This window comes from Flavobacterium sp. AC274 (assembly GCF_979258275.1).
Window position 1 is genome coordinate 2,296,616 of the sequence record NZ_OZ409852.1, and the last position, 14,600, is coordinate 2,311,215.

General features: G+C 35.0%; 16 protein-coding genes, 3 tRNA genes and 1 pseudogene. 8 read left to right on the forward strand and 12 right to left on the reverse strand.

Annotated elements, in window-relative coordinates; genetic code table 11:
* Nucleotides 1-100 precede the first annotated feature (100 nt).
* Nucleotides 101-808 carry a class I SAM-dependent methyltransferase gene (locus tag ACZZZT_RS10700; protein WP_463460350.1) on the forward strand — a complete coding sequence of 236 codons (708 nt, stop codon included), beginning with the start codon at nt 101-103 and terminating at the stop codon, nt 806-808.
* A gap of 83 nt (nt 809-891) precedes the next feature.
* On the opposite strand, the gene ACZZZT_RS10705 is transcribed toward ACZZZT_RS10700, so the two are convergent.
* From ACZZZT_RS10705 to ACZZZT_RS10720, 4 genes and pseudogenes are all read right to left on the reverse strand, one after another.
* Complete coding sequence (locus ACZZZT_RS10705; RefSeq protein WP_463460351.1) at nt 892-1,356, reverse strand: DUF3291 domain-containing protein; 465 nt, start codon at nt 1,354-1,356, stop codon at nt 892-894.
* 56 nt (nt 1,357-1,412) lie between these two features.
* A complete protein-coding gene (locus tag ACZZZT_RS10710; RefSeq protein WP_463460352.1) occupies nt 1,413-1,691 on the reverse strand; it encodes a putative quinol monooxygenase in 279 nt (92 codons plus the stop codon).
* A 1-nt stretch (nt 1,692) separates the two neighbouring features.
* Nucleotides 1,693-2,298 (reverse strand): NAD(P)H-dependent oxidoreductase, encoded by a 606-nt coding sequence (locus ACZZZT_RS10715; protein ID WP_302096906.1) that lies wholly within the window; start codon nt 2,296-2,298, stop codon nt 1,693-1,695.
* Nucleotides 2,299-2,620: 322 nt separating this feature from the next.
* Nucleotides 2,621-3,606, reverse strand: a pseudogene (locus ACZZZT_RS10720) (aldo/keto reductase).
* Nucleotides 3,607-3,725: 119 nt separating this feature from the next.
* Here ACZZZT_RS10720 and ACZZZT_RS10725 point away from each other — a divergent pair.
* Nucleotides 3,726-4,571 (forward strand): AraC family transcriptional regulator, encoded by an 846-nt coding sequence (locus tag ACZZZT_RS10725; RefSeq protein ID WP_073395159.1) that lies wholly within the window; start codon nt 3,726-3,728, stop codon nt 4,569-4,571.
* Nucleotides 4,572-4,636: 65 nt separating this feature from the next.
* Here the strand turns inward: ACZZZT_RS10725 and ACZZZT_RS10730 are convergent, their stop codons facing one another.
* From ACZZZT_RS10730 to ACZZZT_RS10740, 3 genes are all read right to left on the reverse strand, one after another.
* A complete protein-coding gene (locus tag ACZZZT_RS10730; protein WP_463460353.1) occupies nt 4,637-5,695 on the reverse strand; it encodes an SMI1/KNR4 family protein in 1,059 nt (352 codons plus the stop codon).
* Nucleotides 5,696-5,727: 32 nt separating this feature from the next.
* Nucleotides 5,728-6,489, reverse strand: a complete 762-nt coding sequence (locus ACZZZT_RS10735; RefSeq protein WP_463460354.1) for a C40 family peptidase — start codon at nt 6,487-6,489, stop codon at nt 5,728-5,730.
* A gap of 70 nt (nt 6,490-6,559) precedes the next feature.
* Nucleotides 6,560-7,738: an acetyl-CoA C-acyltransferase gene (locus tag ACZZZT_RS10740; protein ID WP_463460355.1), complete on the reverse strand. Its 1,179-nt coding sequence runs from the start codon at nt 7,736-7,738 to the stop codon at nt 6,560-6,562.
* A gap of 248 nt (nt 7,739-7,986) precedes the next feature.
* Here ACZZZT_RS10740 and ACZZZT_RS10745 point away from each other — a divergent pair.
* The 3 genes from ACZZZT_RS10745 (at nt 7,987) to ACZZZT_RS10755 (ending at nt 8,267) form a co-directional block, all read left to right on the forward strand.
* A tRNA-Ser gene (locus tag ACZZZT_RS10745) sits at nt 7,987-8,070 on the forward strand.
* 15 nt (nt 8,071-8,085) lie between these two features.
* Nucleotides 8,086-8,160: transfer RNA gene (locus ACZZZT_RS10750), tRNA-Pro, on the forward strand.
* A 33-nt stretch (nt 8,161-8,193) separates the two neighbouring features.
* Nucleotides 8,194-8,267, forward strand: a tRNA-Arg gene (locus ACZZZT_RS10755).
* Between the two features lie 62 nt (nt 8,268-8,329).
* Here ACZZZT_RS10755 and ACZZZT_RS10760 read toward each other — a convergent pair.
* From ACZZZT_RS10760 to ACZZZT_RS10770, 3 genes are all read right to left on the reverse strand, one after another.
* Nucleotides 8,330-9,226, reverse strand: coding sequence for a helix-turn-helix domain-containing protein (locus ACZZZT_RS10760; protein WP_463460356.1), 897 nt, complete (start codon nt 9,224-9,226; stop codon nt 8,330-8,332).
* 50 nt (nt 9,227-9,276) lie between these two features.
* Nucleotides 9,277-9,570, reverse strand: coding sequence for a putative quinol monooxygenase (locus ACZZZT_RS10765; RefSeq protein ID WP_463460357.1), 294 nt, complete (start codon nt 9,568-9,570; stop codon nt 9,277-9,279).
* A 90-nt stretch (nt 9,571-9,660) separates the two neighbouring features.
* Nucleotides 9,661-10,449, reverse strand: coding sequence for an SDR family oxidoreductase (locus ACZZZT_RS10770; RefSeq protein ID WP_463460358.1), 789 nt, complete (start codon nt 10,447-10,449; stop codon nt 9,661-9,663).
* Nucleotides 10,450-10,639: 190 nt separating this feature from the next.
* Here ACZZZT_RS10770 and ACZZZT_RS10775 point away from each other — a divergent pair, with 190 nt between their 5' ends.
* The 3 genes from ACZZZT_RS10775 (at nt 10,640) to ACZZZT_RS10785 (ending at nt 13,749) form a co-directional block, all read left to right on the forward strand.
* The gene (locus tag ACZZZT_RS10775; protein ID WP_463460359.1) at nt 10,640-11,623 is read left to right on the forward strand and encodes a helix-turn-helix domain-containing protein; all 984 of its coding nucleotides are present in this window, start codon (nt 10,640-10,642) and stop codon (nt 11,621-11,623) included.
* 123 nt (nt 11,624-11,746) lie between these two features.
* On the forward strand, nt 11,747-12,814 hold the full coding sequence (locus ACZZZT_RS10780) for an alkene reductase (RefSeq protein ID WP_463460360.1): 1,068 nt from the start codon (nt 11,747-11,749) through the stop codon (nt 12,812-12,814).
* 5 nt (nt 12,815-12,819) lie between these two features.
* The gene (locus ACZZZT_RS10785; protein WP_463460361.1) at nt 12,820-13,749 is read left to right on the forward strand and encodes an NADP-dependent oxidoreductase; all 930 of its coding nucleotides are present in this window, start codon (nt 12,820-12,822) and stop codon (nt 13,747-13,749) included.
* Nucleotides 13,750-13,840: 91 nt separating this feature from the next.
* Here the strand turns inward: ACZZZT_RS10785 and ACZZZT_RS10790 are convergent, their stop codons facing one another.
* On the reverse strand, nt 13,841-14,203 hold the full coding sequence (locus ACZZZT_RS10790) for a LytR/AlgR family response regulator transcription factor (protein WP_463460362.1): 363 nt from the start codon (nt 14,201-14,203) through the stop codon (nt 13,841-13,843).
* Between the two features lie 40 nt (nt 14,204-14,243).
* Nucleotides 14,244-14,600, reverse strand: coding sequence for a LytR/AlgR family response regulator transcription factor (locus tag ACZZZT_RS10795; RefSeq protein WP_463460363.1), 357 nt, complete (start codon nt 14,598-14,600; stop codon nt 14,244-14,246).

A 14,600-nucleotide genomic window follows, 5' to 3' on the forward strand; every position in this document is an offset into this window, starting at 1 on the left:
TAAGCGCAGATTTTTTATTTAGCTTGTGAAGAGTAAAAAAATCATTTTTAATCTGCCTTAATCTGCCAAATCTGCGTGAAAACCTAAAAACAGAAAAACTATGAAAAAATCAACCATTGCAGAAATCAGGGAACGTTTTGATAATGATGTCGAACGATTCTCGAATTTAGAAACCGGACAAGTGGCGACAATCGACGCCACTATTTCTTTAGAATTAATTACAGAAGCTTCAAAAAGAATTGTTCCCGATGCAAAAAACGTTTTGGATATTGGCTGTGGAGCCGGAAATTATACCTTAAAAATGTTATCTAAAGTTCCGAACTTGAATTGCACTTTGGTCGATTTGAGTTTGCCGATGTTAGAACGTGCTTTTGAAAGAGTTTCGGCAGCAACCAACGGAAAAGTAGAAGTGAAGCAAGGTGATATTCGCGAAGTTGATTTACAAGAAAATCATTTTGATGTTATTTTGGCCGGAGCGGTTTTGCATCATTTGCGTGACGATCAGGATTGGGAAACGACTTTTGCTAAGATATTTAAATTGCTAAAACCAGGCGGATGTTTAATGATTTCAGATTTAATAACTCAAGACACAGAATTATTAAACGAATATACCTGGCAGCGTTATGGTGATTATCTTGAAGGAATTGGTGGTGCGGAATATCGCCAGAAAGTTTTGGATTATGTAGAAAAAGAAGATACACCAAGATCAATGAATTACCAATTGGATTTGATGAAAAAAGTAGGTTTTAAAAGTGTTGAAATTTTACACAAGAATATGTGTTTTGGTGCTTTTGGCGGGATTAAATAGTTTTTTTGCCACGAATTCACGAATTTATTTTTTTTAATCTATCCGCAATGTATTGGATTAATTCGTGAATTCGTGGCTAAAACTTATACAGTTTCTTCTGTAGGAGCAGGAAATTTATTCCTTAAATCAAAAACCAATTGCGAAGGACCATTTTGCTGTAAATAATCTAACTTTTCAACGGCTTCTTCAAGAGTAGGAATCTGGCCTGCAGGAATCCACCACATTGCAGTGTGCGCTTTTCCGAATTTTAAAAACCATTCTTTTCGACGTTTTAAAAATTCACTGTGAAACGTTTTGTACATGTAATGTTCTAAGGTTTCGATGTTTTCCCAAACAGAAACGTTCACAATTATTTGCTCGTCATTGTATGGGTTTAAGTTTGTTGCATTAGAGCTTTCGTCTTTTAGCCGCCATACAAATCCTTCGCTTTTTTCGGCCAGGGTATTTACAAGATCTAAATTGTCTACAAACTCTTTCATGATTGGGTCATTAATATCGACTCCTTTCATTTTTGCGATATTGATTTCGGCAAGATGATATTGGTTCATTTTTAAATATTTATATGAAGCAAGTTAGTTTTTTGAAATCTAATTATTGTAACTATTTATAAAGATTGTGTTGTTTTATAAACCAGAATAGGAGAGGAGACTAAACTTTCGCTTTGTTTGATAAAATCCTGTAAATAAGGTTGGTTATTGTGAATGTCAAGACCAGCCTGATCTTTCCATTCTTCCCAAATAATAAATACATTTTCGGTTGTGTGAAGGTCGTAGCGAATGCAGGCGTCTTCTTTTCTGGTTTGGATAACTAAATTTTGAACCAGGTTTTTGACTTCTTCAATGTTTTCCTGCTTGCTTTTTATAATTGCGGTAATTGAGATCATATTATAAAGTTTTAAAAGTTTTTTCTAAGTGCTTTGTATAATTTTCTTTAAAGATGACAATGTTTTCTGCAGTTGCACCTTTTTCAACGTCATGAAAGTGGAAACTGTTTAGTTTTTCCATTCCTGTAAATTTATTCATTTTATGGAAACCAAACATAGCTCCGTCGTCTACAGATGTTTCTTCGAAGAATTCTCCCGGAAGTGTGAAAGCTGTTGCAGGCGCATTCCAGCTTGTGGTAAGCATGTATTTACGTCCGTGTAATTGTCCGCCGGTTCCGTAATTAATGTCGGGATTTGTTCTGGTTCTTCCGTCGCTTTTGTAGATTCCTTTGTTGTGTCCGGCTGTAAAAACGTCGTCAATGTATTTTTTGAAAAGGTTTGGCAATTGAAACCACCAAACCGGTGTGTGATAAACTACAACATCGGCCCAAACGAATTTTTCGACTTCTTCGTCAAGATTAAAGTCTTGTTTGATGTCGGTTGTTTTGATTTCGAATTGCTTGCTGTTTGTTAAGTATTCGATTGTCCAGTCGGTAACGGTTTGGTTGAATTTTCCGCCTGAATGTGCGAAATTTTGACTTCCGTTGATGATAAATATTTTCTTCATTTTTCTTGTTTTCTTATGAATTCGTGAGTGTGAGGGATAGAGGCGGTATCCTTTTGTGAAGTGGAACGGAACAAAAGATATAGCCGAAAGCCCGACCCGGAGGGACACACCCTGATTATTTTATTGTGAGTGTAATTTTTTAAACACATAGAAACATAGGTTTTTGCTTTGTGTTTAGAGAATGTAAAAAGAAACTAGTTTCTCACACATAGCTTAGCTTTGTCAAGCTTTGTCAAAGTTTAAAACTTTGACAAAGCTCAGGAATGCTTTTCAAATTGCTATTGGCTATGTTTCTATGTGTTTAAATATATTTTAAATGAGATTATTTAACTTTAGAAATTGCCTGATTAATAAAATCTAATTCAGAATCAGATAAATCAAAATCCATTGCTTTTGCGTTTGAAATGGCTTGTTCTGCATTTCTGGCTCCGGCCAAAACTATTGTGATTCCTTTTTGTAAAGTCGTCCAGCGTAAAACCAATTGCGAAATTGAAATGTGTTTTGCATTTGCCAGAGAACTTAATTCCTCGACCAACGTTTTTACTTTTTGAAGATCGAACTGACCGAAATATCCGTTTCTGTGATCGTTGTCTTTTAGTTTGCCGTCTGTGAAATATTTGCCGGTTAAAAGACCTCTTTCCATCGGGCTGTAAGCAATGATTCCGATCTTTTCTTTTAGCGTAAGCGGAATTAAATCGGTTTCAATTTTACGGTTCAGCATGCTAAACGGAACCTGATTTGAAGCTAATTTGATTGTTTTTTGTGCTTCCTGAATTTGCGAAACACTATAATTGCTAACTCCGGCTGCTTTGATTTTTCCTTGTTGAATAAGGGTTTCCAAAGCTTCCATCGTTTCGTGAATTGGCGTTGTAGAATCTGGCCAGTGAATTTGCAATAAGTCGATATAATCGGTTTGAAGGCGTTTTAAACTTTCTTCGACTTCTTTGATAATGTTGGCTTTTGAAGCGTATTTATAAATTGGAATTTTTTTCCGTTGTCATCGGCATCGAAAAAGAAATCGCCTTTTTGGTTATTGCTTCCGTCCCAAACCAAACCGAATTTTGTCAGTAATTGTACTTTTGAACGATCGTGAGATTTTAGAGCTTCGCCGATCATTTCTTCACTTAAACCAAATCCGTAAAAAGGAGCGGTGTCGATTGTGGTAACGCCGTTGTCGATTGAAGCGTGAATGGATGCGATTGAATCTGCTTTTTCATTTCCGCCCCACATGTTTCCGCCAATGGCAAATGCGCCGTATGTAATAGTTGATAATTCGAGTTCGCTATTGCCTAATTTTCTATATTCCATAATGTTGTATTTTAAATCTTAAATTTCACTTGGCAAAATTATACCATTTTTGTGGGTATAAAATTGTATATATTTGTCTTTTTTATGTAAATTTGCATCTTCAAATAATTTTTATCGTTATGAAAAAAGAAAATTTATACGAGCCTTTTTCTGTTTCTTTTGAAACTCTTGATGAATATCCGGATGTTGGAGATCGTCATAATTTCTTTGAGTTGGTCTATATTTTAGACGGAACAGGAAGGCAATGTATCAACAAAAATATTTTTGAATATGATGCTGGACATATGTTTTTATTAACGCCTGAGGATTGTCATAACTTTACAATTGAGACCAAAACGGAATTCTTCTTTTTGAGATTTAATGATATTTATTTGAAAAACTCAAGCCTGCAAAATGAGAATATTCAGCGTTTAGAATATATTTTGCAAAATGCAAATCATCAGCCGGGCTGTATTTTGAAGAATCAGGCAGATAAATGTTTGGTAAAAGTGATGGTTGAAGCAATTATTCGTGAACATCAGGATAAAGATGTTTATAATAAAGAATTGATTCAGCAATTGGTAAATACACTTATTATTGTTGTGGCACGAAATATTGCCAAGTATTTACCGGAGCAGGTAAATATTGGGTGTGAGGCTAAAGCGATGGATATTTTGCAATATATCCAGAACAATATTTATTATCCCGAAAGAATTAAAGCAGAATCACTTAGTGAGTATTTCGGAATTTCGAATACGTATTTAGGACGTTATTTTAAGAAACATGCTAACGAAACGATGCAGCAATATATTAGCAATTATAAAACGAAACTGATCGAACATCGTTTGCAATTTAGCGATAAACGTATTAACGAAATTGCGTATGAATTTGGCTTTACGGATGAAAGTCACTTTAATAAATTCTTTAAAAAACAGAGAGGGAATAGTCCTTCGGAGTTTAGGAGAACGATTCGTGTTAGTGCTTGATAAATTGGCACACGGATGACGCGGATTCGCAAGCGAAAACGCGGATTGTGGCGGATTTTTTTGTTTTAATCTTGATTTTCTTTGCCGGTAATGAAGTCGAAATGTTCTGTTTTGCCTGTTTTTAGGTTGTTGATTTCGTTTTTTAGAAGTTCTTCTAAGGATTCAGCAACTATATTTCGTTCCCAGGATTCGTTTTGAAGTTCTATGATTTGACCAAATTTTCCTTTTTCTGCCGGATCTGTATCGTAGAGTAAATAATCTCCATTTCGTCCTGTTGCAAACGGAATCCATTTTGGATTTGCGTAATTGTCTGTCTTGATTTTTTCTAAGTCTATTTCTAATTCGGGAAGATCGTCTTCGTCAAATTGTAAATCTTGTATTGAATTCCATTCTTCTGCAATGTCTTCAAAAGGAATAAGATCGTATGTCCAATTGCTTATCAAAAACTGAAAAGCAGAAGTTACGGCATCATATTCTACATTTTGAACTTTGTAAAAGTTTTGAAGCGCGGGCGGAATTGTGATTTCATCTTCTAAGACTGAATGTTGTTCTAATTCTTCTGGAGAAATACCGTCTGTAAGATTGTAATAATCATTATCTGTTGCTACAATTTTATTAATTTCGGTAATCCATTCCTGCCATAATGATTCGAATTCTTTAAATTCCGGATCAACTGGTGTTTTGGCTTTCTTTTCTTTTTCCTGATATGCAGCGATGTCAATAGCTGTTGTTTTATCATCTTCTTTATTGAACCACACACTTATACCATTAAGAATAAAGGCACCGCTGTCATCTCCCTTGTAAAGTTTTACGAGTTGATTTTTATTGGATTTATAAAATTGAAATAGTTCTTGATTTTCAAAAATGAATTGACCTGTAAATGGGTTTTTCGAACAAAAATCGTAATTACCATAATTCAGATCGAGTAATAAATTTTCTGCTTTTACTCCTTCTTTAGAAAATGCAATAATGCCAAAATCATCCCAGGTATAAATATGGTTATGTTGTTTTTTTAAATGTCGACAATCTCCCAAAATCTTTTTTAAGCTATCTATATCAATCGGAAATTGAATTGTAACATCATTAATTGTAAAATCTGTTTTAGAAAGTGAAAGCTTTGTCAAAGTATTATTTCTTTAAGGGATTACTAAGAAAATTAAATGATCTTTTTGATTACACGAAGGTTGTGCGTGTGCTTATTTAATTCAGGATTGTAAATTCCTAAGTGGTCTAAACGGTCAATGCGTACTTTTCCACTGGCGTGAATGATGTAATTATTTTCCATTATGATACCAACGTGAATGATATTTCCTTCTTCGTTATCAAAAAAGGCTAAATCTCCTGGTTCACTTTCTTCGATGAAGCTTAAAGGTTCGCCATCAAGTGCTTGCTGAGATGCGTCACGATGAATTTTGTATCCGTTTAGTTTGTATACCATTTGTGTAAAACCGGAACAATCGATTCCAAATGGTGTTTTTCCGCCCCAAAGATAGGGAGCATTTAAATACATAAAAGCAGTATTTATGAGTGCACTTTTAGGTTTAATGCCGCTGGTTTTTGTTCCTTCAAAATCAAAATTTGAAGTATTGATTTCGGTATTGTTTAAAAAAGATAAGGATGCGCCAAGCGGAATTGGTAATAATAAGTTGTCCGGCGCACTAATATAATCAATCAGGTCGGCATTAAGAATAATAGCTTCTTTGCTTAATTGGTTATAATTTGCTTCGGAAATTACCTGATATTGTTTCGAATCTACCCAGCCTTCATAATCATCAAACTGAATCTTTATTCGCGCCCATTGATTTTGACGTTCTAAAATTTCGATGTGTTCGCCAAACAAAAGTTGTGTAACGATTTCACTTCTGTCACTTGGCTCAGATCGAACAGGTACTATGGCTAGATTGCAAATTCCGAACATTTAGGGTAATTTATAAGTTGAAAATTAGGAGTTATTTTTTTAATAAACAACTCCTAATTTAATATTTTGTTTAAGCTCTTTCGATAACAATTGCCGAAGCACCGCCACCACCGTTGCAAATTGCAGCAGCTCCGGTTTTGGCATTATTCTGTTCTAAAACATTCAGTAAAGTTACGATGATTCTTGCTCCCGAACATCCAAGAGGATGTCCTAAAGAAACAGCGCCACCATTTACGTTTACTTTTTCGTTATCTAAATTAAGGATTTTTGAATTGGCCAAACCAACAACAGCAAATGCCTCGTTGAATTCGAAATAATCAACATCGCCAATTGCAATTCCTGCTTTGTCTAAGGCTTTTGGTAACGCTTTTGCAGGGCTTGTTGTAAACCATTTTGGCTCTTGTGCAGCATCTGCATATCCTTTTATGTAAGCCAAAGGTTTTAATCCTAATGCATTTGCTTTTTCTTCAGACATTAAAACCAAAGCGGCAGCTCCGTCATTTATTGTTGAAGCATTTGCAGCAGTAACTGTTCCGTCTTTTGTGAAAACAGCACTTAATGAAGGGATTTTATCTAATTTGACATTAGTATATTCTTCATCTTTTGAAAAAATAACGGGTTCGCCACGTCTTTGCGGAACTTCTACAGAAACAATTTCGTTATCGAATTTTCCGGCATCCCAGGCTTTTGCGCTTCTTTCATAAGATTGAATGGCATAATTGTCTTGTTCTTCACGGGTGATTTTGTATTCAGATGCACATAAATCAGCGCAAACTCCCATTGCGTTGTTATCGTAAGCATCTGTCAAACCATCTTTTTGCATTCCGTCCAGCATTGTTGCAGGACCAAATTTGTTTCCGTTACGCATTTGTACGTAATGCGGAATCAAACTCATGTTTTCCATTCCTCCGGCTACTACAATTTCGGCATCGCCACAAGCAATAGCCTGCGCTGCAAACATTACAGCTTTCATTCCGGATGCACAAACTTTGTTTACTGTTGTAGCGGCAACTTCCTCAGATAAACCGGCAAAAAGTGCAGCCTGACGTGCTGGTGCCTGACCAACTCCAGCTTGTACTACGTTGCCCATGAATACTTCATCAACTAATTTTGGGTCAAGGTTAATTTTTTGAAGTGCGCCTTTTATAGCGGCAGCACCTAATTTTGGTGCGGGTACGGTAGATAAACCTCCCATGAAACTTCCGATAGGTGTTCTAACGGCAGAAACGATAACAACTCTTTTGTTCATTTTCTGTTAATATTAGTTAATCTAGCAAATTTACTGTTTATTTAAATAAATTCAAATTTTGTATCAATTTGTATGAGTTTCATTAGAATTTAAATTGAATATGAATTTTTTGTTAATTCTATTTGTTTGATTGTGAAGAGGTTTAAAAAAAGATTAAAAAAAGATTAAAAAAAGCGCAGAAATAGTTGTGAGATATGGAATGTTGTCTTACATTTGCAACCGCAAAACAGGACACGTTCCTTGAGCTTGGAGAGGTGCCAGAGCGGTAATGGAGCAGATTGCTAATCTGTCGACGGGTAACCGTCGCCAGGGTTCGAGTCCCTGTCTCTCCGCTTAATTTTTGCCTTCGGGGTGTAGCGTAGCCCGGTTATCGCGCCTGCTTTGGGAGCAGGAGGCCGCAGGTTCGAATCCTGCCACCCCGACTTTTTTTAAGAGTTTTTAATAAAAAACTTTTTGGTTCCATAGCTCAGCTGGATAGAGCAACGCACTTCTAATGCGTAGGTCGAAGGTTCGAATCCTTCTGGGATCACATCAAAAGCCACTCGTTTGAGTGGCTTTTTTGTTTATAATAAATCAAAGAAGATTCCTCTATTAATTCAAAAACTGTTCACGATATTCTGTTGGCGTTAATCCAACTTCTTTTTTAAATAATCTGGAAAAATAAGGAGGATTCTCAAAACCAAGTTGATAGGCTGTTTCAGCTACTGTATTGTTTGTACTCAACAAGAGATTTTTGGCTTCTGTAACCAAAGAAATATGGATGTGTTCCAAAGCTGTTTTACCAGTTTCCTGTTTCAATAAATCGCTTAAATATCTTGCAGATAATGATAGTTGTGTTGCCATATATTTTACGGTTGGCAATCCTTCCTTTTGAAGTTTTCCACTTTCGAAATATAACTTAAGTATCTCGGTAAACTTGGTAATTATTGTTCCGGATATTGAGGTTCTGTTTAAAAATTGTCGTTTGTAATAGCGTTGCGAATATTTTAGGATAGAGTCAATATGAGTCAGCATAATATCTTTACTAAAATCATCCTGGTTATTGTAATATTCCAGTCTTATTTTATGAAACAAATCCCAAATGGTTTCTTCTTCCTTGGGTGATAAGTGCAAAGCTTCGTTTACTTCATAATCAAAAAAGCCATATTTTTTTATTTCTGAATAAAGATTGGTATTCATTAAAAAATCTTCATCAATATAAATCATAAAGCCTTTTTCTGTTAGCTCAATATCGCTCATTGTAATTTTCTGACCCGGTTTTACAAATGCCATCGAACCGTTATCATGATCGTACTTGGTTTTTCCGTATAAAATGGTTCCTGATTTTACTTTCTTTAAAGCTATTTTATAAAAATTCATTGTGAATTCTGTTTCAGCAAACGTGCAGTTTTTTAGTTCTTCAAACGTCACTAAACCAAGTAAAGGATTTTCAGGTGGTGGAAATCCATTGGAAATATAGAGTTCACTTATCGTTTTGTAATTTTTCATTCTTTACAGTTTTATACATTATAAATCTACGCTTTAAAATTTATCACTACTCAAATTTCTTCGAGATAAGTTACTTCTGGGGCATCCGTCAGTTTTCCATTCAAAAAAGCAAAAAAACTTTTCACATAATCTTGCTCAAGATGCCAGTTATAAGTTTGTTTTGAAGTATAAACAGCAAAAATTACGAGTGTATTAGGTTCATCTGTTTTTCTCATCAATATGAAAATTTCGCATCCTTCTTCAAGTAAAATATGATTCCTGGTTTCGATTGCAAATGGAAGTACTTCATTGATAAATTGAGGATCTATTTTAAGTACGGCGTTTGTTATAATTTTATTTTTCATTTTTCTTGTTTTAAATATAAAATTGGAATGCTAAACAATCTTAAAACATTCCAACTATACATTTATTAATTTTGTGTTTATCGGGTTATTTTATTTAATATTTTTTAGTATCGAGTTTTCGAACATTTTTGGTGCATAATGCTGCAGAAAAACAATCATTCCCGACATTTTACCAACCGGATTGCTAAATTTAGGTTCTTTTGTGCCAATTAGTTTAATGATAATTTTAGCAACGGCATCTGGAGATTCTGCTTCGTCTAAACCTTTTTGAGTAGCTGCATTGACAAGTTTTCTGTAGGTATTATAATCCCCGATATTTCCTGTTGAAGAAATGGCATTATGCCCTAAATTTGTTTTAAACCATACAGGCTCTACAACACTAACTTTAATGTTAAACTGATTCAACTCAAAACGTAATGATTTAAAATATCCTTCTACAGCATGTTTCGAAGCAGAATAGTACGATAAATTTGGTGGTCCAATCAATCCAACAATCGAGCTAACAGTAATAATTTGTCCAAATTTTTGTTTTCTAAAATAAGGTATAATTGCATTTGTTACTTTAACGGTTCCCCAAAAGTTGGTTTCAAATTGTTTTCTGGCTACATCAATAGGCGTTTCTTCTGCAATACCCGTTATCATAAAACCGGCATTGTTTACTAAAACATCCAGTTGTTTGGTTTCTTTAGAGAGTCTTTCTTTAAATTCATTAATAGAATTATCGTCGTCAATATCCAAACGCATTAATTTAAACGGAACTTTGTATTTTTCTGGTTCGCGGCTTGTTCCAATTATGTTAAACCCTTTTTTGTGAAGGTCATTAGCCAGCATCAATCCAAAACCTGAAGATGCTCCTGTGATTAAAATTGTTTTGCTCATTTTATTGTTTATATGATTAATAATGAGGCAAATTTAGAATGCGGGTCATCGTTAGTACTTATACAAAAGTCGGAAGACGTGATACATTTTTACAATTTATTTTTTGGCAATCACTTTCAATTATAAAATGAGTTTATAAAGAGTAAAATATAATTATTTGCAGTAATTTAGTATTCTCTATAGCTTCTTAATGATTTTCGAATTTACATCAGAACCCGGTTTCGACTTTATAACTTTGTTTTCAAAACAAATAAATGTTCCTGTGCGAGATAATGTATTGCAAATTCCTGCAAGCCTGGGCGAAGGTTATGTGCGTAAAGTTGGTTTTGGGGATGATTTTAAATTAACGATTCATCGGTATATATTAAAGGAAGATTTAATTCTTAAACGTAATCCGGCAGTAAAGGCGAATAATGTGCGGACTATTTTCTTTTATAATAATAAAGAAGATCTTGAGGTTAAATGTAATAACGAGGAAAATATCCCATTTTTTCAAAAGAACGATTCTTCTATAATTCTTTCTACAAATGATTTGCGAACAGAAATTCGTTTTCCTGCCGGAAGTAATATTCAGTATGTTGTAGTGGGTATTACTGCCAGCAGATTGCATTCGGTTTTATCTATAGAAAAGCCTAACACTACAATACAAACTATTACTGCCGAAGACGCTTCTTTTCTTTTTTTCGAAAATCTGGATCCTGAAATGCAGCTGCTTCTTAAAAATATTGTATCGGTCGACATGAATAATTCTATGAATAATTTTTATGTACAAATTAAAGTACAGGAATTAATGTATTTGCTTTTTAGTAAATTATCACTTCGGGAGAACACAACTTTTAAGAATATAAATAGTAACGATGCGCAAAAACTTCTAATCATTCGAAACGAAATACTAAACGATCTTAGTACTCCGCCGGTTTTAAGTGAATTGGCCATTATTGCTTCAATGAGTGAAACGAAACTCAAGCAGCTCTTCAAACAAACATTTGGAGATACCATATATAATTATTATCAGAAGGCGAGGATGGAAGAAGCAGCTTTTCTGTTAAAACAAGCCAAACATTCTGTTTCTGAAGTTGGTTACGAGTTGGGATTTTCAAACCTTAGTCATTTCAGCAGATTATTTGAGAAGCAGTACGGCATCACACCCAAAAAGTTTTCTTATACTATATAAGTATCCTTTTTCATCTTCGATATTAAAAATGTAACTGTCGGATAGGACTATTCTTGTGTCTTTTTTGGTTATTTTACCCATATATTAACTTCTAAATTTGTTCCTATAATTAAATAGAACAAAATGAAAAAGTTACTTACGCCTTTTGAGAAAGGCACTATAAAATTTAAAAATCATCTGGTAATGGCGCCGATGACCCGAAGCAGAGCTATAGACAATCTTCCAAATGAACTCATGGCAAACTATTATGCACAACGCTCTGGTGCTGGTTTGATTATTACTGAAGGTACCTCGCCAAGTCCCGAAGGATTAGGATATCCGCGTATTCCCGGAATTTATTCTGAAGCGCAGGTTGCAGGCTGGAAAAAAGTTACAGATGCCGTACATCAAAACGGATCAAAAATTTTTCTGCAGCTAATGCATACCGGGCGTATCGCTCATGTTGCCAATTTGCCAAACGGAATTCAGCCTGTAGGGCCTTCGGATATCAAGGCGGCAGGTGAAATTTTTACTGATTCTCTGGGCATGCAGGAACATTCCGTTCCGGTGGCTCTTAGTTTAGATGGGATAACGCGTGTTATTGAAGATTTTGTAAATGCTTCTAAAAACGCAATCCTAGCCGGTTTTGATGGTGTAGAACTTCATGGTGCCAATGGGTATTTGCTGGAACAATTCTTAAATCCAAATGTAAATAACAGGACAGATCTTTATGGTGGCAATCTTATCAACAGAAGCCGACTTATTTTAGAGATTTCAGAAGCAATTGCAGCAGCTATCGGTTCGGATAAAGTCGGAATTCGTTTTTCTCCGTTTTCTCAATTAAGTGATCAGGCTGCGTATGATGCAGAAGAAGTGCATCAAACTTATACTTACCTAAGCAGTGAATTGGATAAATTAGGAATCGCCTATATTCATCTTTCGACCAATCCTGAAATTCCGGAAAAAACATATAAGTCAATCCGTGCCGTATTTACCAATACAATCATAATTTGTAATGGACTTACAGCAGAAACAGCCGAAGAAAAACTATTGGACAATTCTGCAGATCTTGTTGCTTTTGGTCGAGGATTTCTCGCTAATCCCGATTTTGTAAAACGCATTGAAAAAAATCTTTCCCTCAACGATGTAGATTTCGGCACATTGTATTCTCCGGGTGAAACAGGTTATACAGATTATCCACTTTATACTTAAAAATAATGAAAGCAATTCAATACAAAGATTACGGAAGTTCCGCTGTGATTGAACTCGTTGAGGTTTCGATACCATCAATTCAAAATGAAAATGATGTTTTAATTCAGGTTAAAGCAGTAGGCGTGAATCCAATAGATATGAAAATACGAATGGGATTAATGAAGGAAATTCGTCCTGTAGAAATGCCGTTTATACCGGGCGGTGAAGCTTCAGGAATAATTGTTGCCGTTGGCGAGGGCGTATCAAAATTTAAAGTTGGAGATGAGGTTATTGCTCTTACCTGGAAAAACGCTTACGCAGAATATGCGACTGCAAACGAAAATTTTGTTTTGCTGAAACCCGAAGGTTTGTCTTTTGAAGAAGGAGCTTCAATGGTTGTTAATATCGGTACTTCTCAATCTGTTTTATTTACAGAAGGAAAATTAGAAAAAGGTCAAAAAGTTTTAATTCAGGGCGGTGCCGGCGCAGTTGGCGGTGCTATGATTCAAATGGCAAAAGCAGCGGGTGCGTATGTTATTGCAACAGCTTCAGGAAAAGGTGTGGCATTAGCAAAAAGCCTTGGCGCTGACGAAGTGATTGATTATAAACTACAGGACGTTTTAGGTATTGCAAAAGATATTGATTTAGTTGCAGATACAGCCGGAGGCGAAGCTCAGATAAAACTTTTTCAAGTTTTAAAACCTGGTGGTAAACTTTTAAGTATCGCTATGCCGCCATCGCAAGAGCTGGCAGAACAATACAATGTAAAAGCTTCTTTTGTGGTTTCCGACATTTCTGCCAAGACTTTACAAAACGGAATTGATTTGATAAAAGCGGGGAAATTCAAAACAATTGTTTCCAAAACATTTAAGCTTGAAGAAGCTGCAATAGCTCAGGATTTCTTAACAGCTGGCGGTGTAAATGGCAAGGTTGTACTTCTTGCAGATCAGGAATAAAAATAAATAATTTTGAGATTAAAGCCATTCTAACGAGTGGCTTTTTTGTTTTATATCAGATTGTTTCTTCTAATTAATTGAAACCCCAAAATCATTTGCTGTCAAGCCAGTTTTTAAAAGAAATACCGCGCTCTCTGCTTATCAGTATTATTTCACTAATTGCCGGAGTGAGCTCCAGTTTTAGTTTATAATCAAAAGATTGAGATAGTTTATGGATTGATTTTAAAGAAACGATGTAGTTTCTGGACACTTTAAAAAAATCATTGGGATTTAATTCTTGTATTAATTCATCGAGCGTTTGCTTGATGACATATCTTTGGTTGGAATGTGTGGTAAGAGATATTATTTTATTTTCAGAACTAAAATAGGCAATATTAGTACAGGGGATTGTGATGAATAAATCTTTATGGTTAATTAAAAATCGTGATCTGTAAATCTCTTTGTGCAGGCGCATTTTTTTAAAATTTCCACAACGCTATTGTCAGGCTCAGGAGTTATAAAACTTTTAATTCGTTTGATACTCGAATCCAATTTTTTTGTTCGATAGGTTTTAAAAGATAATCTATTCCGTTTACTTCGAATGCCTGCAAGGCATATTCATCATAAGCAGTTGTAAAAATAACATACGACTTAATATTCACCTGATTGAAGATTTCAAAACTAAGACCATCTGTAAGGCGAATATCCATAAAAATAATGTCAGGACTTTTTTCTTTTTCAAGCCATGCAATACTCTCGCGCACTGTTTGTAAAACTGCTGTAACTACAATTTCTTCTTCTGATTGTAAAAGCATTTTTTGCAATCTTGCAGCATTGGCAGCCTCATCTTCTATAATTAAAACAGTCATCAT